At 31.4% G+C, this 6624-nt stretch carries 8 protein-coding genes and 1 pseudogene; 4 read left to right on the forward strand and 5 right to left on the reverse strand.

Annotation, left to right across the window (positions count from 1 at the left end; all coding sequences use genetic code 11):
• On the forward strand, positions 1-192 hold a 192-nt coding region (locus tag KI356_RS18550), incomplete at its 5' end, for a cold-shock protein (RefSeq protein ID WP_212936102.1).
• 86 nt (positions 193-278) lie between these two features.
• Positions 279-464, forward strand: coding sequence for a cold-shock protein (locus KI356_RS18555; RefSeq protein WP_000286202.1), 186 nt, complete (start codon positions 279-281; stop codon positions 462-464).
• 49 nt (positions 465-513) lie between these two features.
• On the opposite strand, the gene KI356_RS18560 is transcribed toward KI356_RS18555, so the two are convergent.
• A complete protein-coding gene (locus KI356_RS18560) occupies positions 514-1065 on the reverse strand; it encodes a GNAT family N-acetyltransferase (protein ID WP_128280024.1) in 552 nt (183 codons plus the stop codon).
• A gap of 533 nt (positions 1066-1598) precedes the next feature.
• On the opposite strand from KI356_RS18560, the gene KI356_RS18565 reads away from it, so the two are divergent.
• Entirely contained in the window at positions 1599-2147 is a 549-nt protein-coding gene (locus tag KI356_RS18565) for a hypothetical protein (protein ID WP_212936103.1), read from the forward strand.
• A gap of 66 nt (positions 2148-2213) precedes the next feature.
• On the opposite strand, the pseudogene KI356_RS18570 reads toward KI356_RS18565, so the two are convergent.
• From KI356_RS18570 to KI356_RS18585, 4 genes and pseudogenes are all read right to left on the reverse strand, one after another.
• Positions 2214-3614: pseudogene (locus tag KI356_RS18570) on the reverse strand (protoporphyrinogen oxidase).
• A 159-nt stretch (positions 3615-3773) separates the two neighbouring features.
• Positions 3774-3923, reverse strand: coding sequence for an aspartyl-phosphate phosphatase Spo0E family protein (locus KI356_RS18575; protein WP_212936104.1), 150 nt, complete (start codon positions 3921-3923; stop codon positions 3774-3776).
• 176 nt (positions 3924-4099) lie between these two features.
• Complete coding sequence (locus KI356_RS18580) at positions 4100-5050, reverse strand: hypothetical protein (RefSeq protein ID WP_212936105.1); 951 nt, start codon at positions 5048-5050, stop codon at positions 4100-4102.
• A 94-nt stretch (positions 5051-5144) separates the two neighbouring features.
• On the reverse strand, positions 5145-5738 hold the full coding sequence (locus KI356_RS18585; RefSeq protein WP_212936106.1) for a helix-turn-helix domain-containing protein: 594 nt from the start codon (positions 5736-5738) through the stop codon (positions 5145-5147).
• A 138-nt stretch (positions 5739-5876) separates the two neighbouring features.
• On the opposite strand from KI356_RS18585, the gene KI356_RS18590 reads away from it, so the two are divergent.
• The coding region (locus KI356_RS18590; RefSeq protein ID WP_212936107.1) for a DMT family transporter at positions 5877-6624 on the forward strand (748 nt) is incomplete at its 3' end.

A 6624-nucleotide genomic window follows, 5' to 3' on the forward strand; every position in this document is an offset into this window, starting at 1 on the left:
GGTAAAGTAAAATGGTTTAACAGCGAAAAAGGTTTCGGTTTCATCGAAGTTGCAGACGGTAACGACGTATTCGTTCACTTCTCAGCTATCACTGGCGACGGCTTCAAATCTCTTGACGAAGGTCAAGAAGTTAGCTTCGAAGTTGAAGACGGTAACCGTGGACCTCAAGCTAAAAACGTTGTAAAGCTATAATTCAAACAATAAAAAGGTTGTTACCAGCTCGGTTAACAACCTTTTTAATATATAACTAAAAATTTTTACATAAAAGGAGTGGTTACATGTATCGCAATCGAAAGAACGATGTAGCAGAAGTACCACCAGAACAAACCCCTGTTTGGGAATGTGAATCAGAGGATTGTTTAGGATGGATGAGAAAGAACTTTTCATTTGAAGAAGAGCCTAAATGCCCTTTATGTAAAAGCAGTATGAAAAGCGGAGAACGTTTATTACCTAAAATAGGTTGATTTTTACAAGCCCCTCTTATTTTAAATAAGAGGGGCTTTTTAATTAATATTAATAATGAATATCTTCTACATCTGTTCGTACAATAGAATACATTAATGCATCGTGTTGCTTATTTCCTTGATGAATGTATCCACGTAACAGCCCTTCTTGTTGAAAACCTAATTTAGATAACATATTACACGAAGTTATATTTTCAGGATATGTAATAGCTCCAATTCTAAATAAACCTAAATCTCGAAATCCATAAGTAATAATTTCTCGAGCAGCTTCAGAAGCATAGCCATTCCCCCAATAACGAGGATGCAAATCATATCCAATCTCTGAGCGTTTACTCCAAAGTTGTAAATTATTTAATCCAATTGTCCCTACTAAAGTATTTGTACCTTTTAATACAATCCCCCAACGTATTGCCTTTTTCTCAAAGTAATTTTTTGAAAAAGATTCAATCATACGTGAAGCTTGTCCAAACTCAGTAAAAGAATTCATACCGTAATAACACGTTACCTCATCTAATGAAAATATTTCATATATTTTTTGACAATAAGATTGTTCTATTTCAACTAAACGCAAACGCTCTGTTTCTAACATAGGAAATGCCATAGGGTCACTCCTTTCTCTCTACTAATTCATTATAGCAGAAAAAATATTTATGATTAGGAAAGTCCTCAATGTTCCATAAATCAAACATTTCTAGCGATACTTATCTCTTTATTCTATACTAGCTAATTGTATACCTTCTTACCTTTTGATTACTACTAGTGCATCATGCTTTTATGACTATAGATTAAACTTAAAATTATCAATAATTGTAAATAGGTTATTATAATGATAAAATTATTAATGTTTTGTTCTTGAAAATTAAAAACAATAAGAATAAAGAGATGATCATCTCTTTATTCTCTATTTATATGCAACTAACGCTCAATGACAAGGAGCTGTTTGTCTCCAGTTCTCCTTTTCTCACCTTCATTTTAAACATAAATTGTATTTTTCTCATTTCCATCACTCCATTCGTAATATTATATTTTATAAATTTGGCGCCATTTTCCCCTTCTAAATAAACACCCTAATTCATACATTCGTGTTAAAATATAGAAAAACTTGCATTTCTATCATGGGGGTGTATAAATTCTATGTATATTTTTCTTGGCTTATCTCTCTTACTCATTTTTCTCATTTTTTTATTCGCTAAAAAATTCACACCAAACTCATTCATGATGACTAATTTTAAAGGAAATAGCTTTAAGACATTTTCAGTTGGTATATTAATGGCTGCCACACTCTCTCTTTCATACGGAATTTATCACGCAGCAACATATCAACCTAGATATTTAGATATTAAATTGCAAAATCAAAATTTTACTGTTTTCGGTAATGTTGGTGAATTTGGTTATTTCTCAGAAGAATTACTAAAAAAAGATGCAGAAGTTGAACTGTATTTTGCCTCTTGGGAAACAATACAATTAAGTAATCCAGAAATAGTAGTAGCCTACCCTTCAGGAAAACAGGAAACATGGAAACCTAATATAACAATAATACCTACAAATAAATTACAAGAAGAACATAATATTAAAGAACTTTATCAACTCTCACCGTACTCCTTTAAAGAATCTGGAGAAATAACATTAACTATTAAAAATAATAAAGCCAATCATAAAAAAATTTCAATCAATGTGAAGTAACTACAAATAAAATGTCCCTCCATTATGTTGGAGGGACATTTTTATTTACATATGTATTCAATATTATTATTTTGATTGTTCATTCAATGTCGCAATTATTTCATTGGCAGTATTCTTTCCGTTTCCAATACAAGCACCAATTCCGACACCGTAATATGATGCTCCAGCTAAGTATACATTTGGATAAAGAGCCGTCAATTTTTCATTTAATGATTGCACCGCTTGATTATGTTCTAAATGATATTTCGGCATTAAATCTTTCCAATTTGTAACTTCAATTACTTCCGGTTCACCTTTAATTTCGAGACTCTTTTCAATATCATATAAAGCAACTCGGACTAATTCTGCTTCACTGTAATTTTTAATCGTTTCATATACTGGATTTGTGCTCTTATAAAACATTCTTACTAACAGCTTTTGTTTACTAGACGTGTGTTTCCACTTTCGGCTCGTCCATGTACAAGCATCACAATGTAAATCACTATTTTCCGTAACGATAAATCCTGTACCATCTGCCGGTAGTTGTTCATCTGGTATTTCAAAACCTAAGTAAATACTAATAAGCGATGAATTTTTAAATTTATTAAAATGCTCGTTTAACTCATTAGACTGTAATAAAGTTTGTGCGATATCATGCGGAGCTGCTAAAACAACATAATCAGCTTGTATTGTCTCATGATTTGCAAAAGAAACCTCATATCGATCACCTTGTTTACTTACAGCTGTCGTTACAGCACCTTTTTTAATGACAGTCTCATTCAGCACTTCTTCTAGGCGATCAATAATCGTAGATAGTCCACCTTTAAATGATACAAACTTTTTATTTCCTGCTGAATGAAATTGCTTTTTATTCTCTTCAAAACCTTTAATAATACTTCCATATTTATTTTTATAATCCAGTAAATATGGCAGTGTAGATGCCATAGTAAGTTCATTTAATTTACCAGAATATACACCTGAAAGTACAGGAGCGATTTGTTTTTCAACTAATTCTTTTCCTAAGAAGCTTTCCAAAAATATAGCAAGTGATGTATCCTTTGTAAACTCTTTATTTTTCGTTATAAAATCTTTTAAAGCAACAATTTTCCCTTTCGTTGAGACAAGTGTACTGCTAAATAATGATTCAACACTCATAGGGATCCCAAATATAGTGTCAGAAGGAATTGGATGCAATATGTTATCTGCGTATATGTAAGAAATACCTGTTTCGTTATATACCATTTCATTTTCTAAATTTAAATCTTTTACAAGCGGCAAAACATGTTCATTACGAGCTACGATTGAATCTGCTCCTGATTCCATAATAAAATCCTTTTCTTCCACACTGTGGATCTTCCCACCTAAATACTCTTCTTTCTCTATCAGGATTAAATTCAAATCTATATTATAATCCTTCTTTAATTATTCTAAATAAAACATAGTAGAAAGTCCAGTAATACCTCCACCGATGACAACGACTGTTTTCATATTTGCTGCGCTCCTAACCGATACAATTAATAAATCCTATTTTATTATACCCAAAACTCCTCATATTCGACTAGCAGCTTGCGCATTCTGTAAGAAATTAGACAATATATATGAATAAAAAAGAACTATAACATAATTCAAATCACGTCATAGTTCTCTCTATTCTAAAAACATAAACCAATTTATTAATTTGTCTATTTCTTGGCTAAGCGCTATTACTTTTTCATGTTGAAATCCATAATTTGAGACTAAATACAATAACTCTTCTTTTTTCAATTCAATTACTTTTTCTAACTTTACTAATTCCATGTCGTCTTTATTCGCTCCAATTTTAAAATATATGTATTTTAAGCCTACTTACATAATAAGTAAAAGTCTCATACTAATGTAACATCTTACATATTTGAAAAAATAATATACTACTAACAAAAAAGAGACTTACACTAAGTCCCTTTTTACAAATCGTATTAATTCTCTACCATCTGTTAGTCACTAATAATACAACGAAATTTATCTAACGTTTTATTTTTATATTCTGGAGCTCTTTTCAAGTGATCGAAATAACTGTATGAAAATTTAAATATATGTCCAAAATCCCAATTCAATTCACTATAGTCTTTATGCCAAAATACGTTTTCAATCGGAAGTATATCAACTTGTTTTGCTTGTATGAGCGGTAGACGATCTACTGGAGAGTTTATATTTATATGATTATTCGATGTGAAATCGCGACTTTTTCTAAGTACATAAACTAGCTTTAATAGTGGTTTTATTCCTCGTTGAAATAATTCTATATGCCCTAAGTCATATAATATATTAATAGCATGCGAAAAAGTTAGCATATGACCAATTAAATCGTGATGTGATTCTGCCCTATAAATAATTTTGAATTTAGATAACTCATTTAAAATAAATTTAGATAATTGTTTAGGATTTTTAATTTCACTTTGAATCTCATCATTGTTTATAATTAGTTGCTTTACTTCTTTAGTTGTAAAACCAATCCAAGATCTACCTGGAATTGTTTTTTGAAACGATAATATAAGGTTTGCAATATTATTAACATCTTGATCACTCCCCCAATGACTTAACTCCTTAATAGCTAATAAACTTAAAGAAGCGTAAATTACATTATGACCAACCCAATGAAGTTCATCAATTGTTTGTTCCAAAGATTTGATTATCCTTTCTTCAGCACTTTGATAATCGACACCTTGTTTATTATCAATTGTTTCGCCTAACCTTTGCTTATGGAGCATCGTTTTCGCTTGAGAATAAATGTGACAGGCAGTTTTTTCATCAATGTTATTGTTTTTCGTAAAAAAATAACTAGCAATTGCAGCGGCTCCAAAATGTGCATGCCAAATATCATTTGTTTCTTTTTTACATTGAGATATAATTGAAAGCCCCTCTTTTAATACATTTGTATTTTCCATCTCTATTATCCCCTCTAAACCCTAATAAAAATGGCTTTTTAGCATCTACAAATTCGCCAAAAAGCCTGGTAAAAACTCTTGAAACATTTCTACCTTAGCTTAACGAAGGGGTTAACACAAATAAGATATGATTCATCTCATCACTCTTATTCAAAAATCTATGCTTCACATTCGGCGGAATACGCACAACATCTCCTTCTTCTAAAAAATATTCATTCCCTTCAAGTTCCACATACACTTCACCCTTCATTACAACAGCAATTTCTTCTTTATCTTCGTGAGAATAATGACTTTCTGTTGTATTTGCGTGTTCATTTAAATCCATCATTAGCATTTCAATGCGAGCTTTCATAAAGTCTGGTGTTAACACATCATAAACAATATGATCATTATTTTCTCGATATACTTTTTTTCGATCTTGCTTCTTCGAAATAAGCGTGTCTGTATCAATATCATTAATAAAAAGAGTAAATAGCGGTACATTTAATGCTTTCGCTATTAATTCCAATACATTTAAAGAAGGGTTGGCATGTCCCCTTTCAATTTGACTAATAAGTGAAGTACTGATTCCTGCATAATCAGCAAATTCACGAATTGTCATATTATTTTTCTTACGATAACTTAAAACAGTTTGACCTAGTCGATAATGAATCATTGTTACAACTTCCTTTCGTCCATCATAATACATCTTTCATTCCTTTTGTGCTGACATACTAAACAGTGGTAATTAATCCTTCCTTATTTCATCTTAGGCTTATATACTAACTTTTGTACATTATATTATATACAGTTTATTATAATAAACAATCAAACGGAGGGACAAACTTTGAAATCACCTATTCTTTCATATTTCACCTTATTTTTCGGTGTGTTCGCCTTATCTACTTCAGCAATCTTCGTAAAAACAGCAGATGCTCCTGCAGCAATCACTGCTTTTTACAGATTATTGTTTGCTACAGTAATTCTTTTACCATTTCTCATACTTAATAACAATAATCGAAGCGAACTTCGCTCATTATCAAAAAAACAATGGGGATTTGGACTCTTATCTGGATTATTTCTAGCAGCTCATTATGTCCTATGGTTTGAATCATTACAGTATACTTCTGTAGCGAGTTCTACAGTTATCGTAACGTTGCAACCTTTATTTTCAATGGTCGGTGGTTATTTTTTATTTAAGGAACGGTTTACGAAAGGTGCGATTGTAGGCTGCCTTATTGCAATTTCAGGAAGTATCGTGATTGGATGGCAAGATTTTCAAATTAGTGGCGAGGCTTTATACGGTGATATTTTAGCTTTTATTGCTGCTGGCGTCATAACAGCTTACTTTTTTATTAGTCAACACGTTCGTAAAGACCTATCCCTAATACCGTATTCGGTAATTAGTTATGGCAGCAGTTCACTCCTTCTCGGTATATTTGCTTACACGCAGCAGTCATCTTTCTTCAATTACTCTGTACAAACATGGTGGTCCTTTATAGGTCTAGCATTCATTGCAACAATTTTAGGACAAACAATTTTCAATTGGTTATTAAAATGGATGAGTACTACTGTTATTTCAATGAGTATTTTAG

It is taken from the genome of Bacillus hominis (genome assembly GCF_018332515.1).
In the GTDB taxonomy this organism is placed as follows: Bacteria; Bacillota; Bacilli; order Bacillales; family Bacillaceae_G; genus Bacillus_A; species Bacillus_A hominis.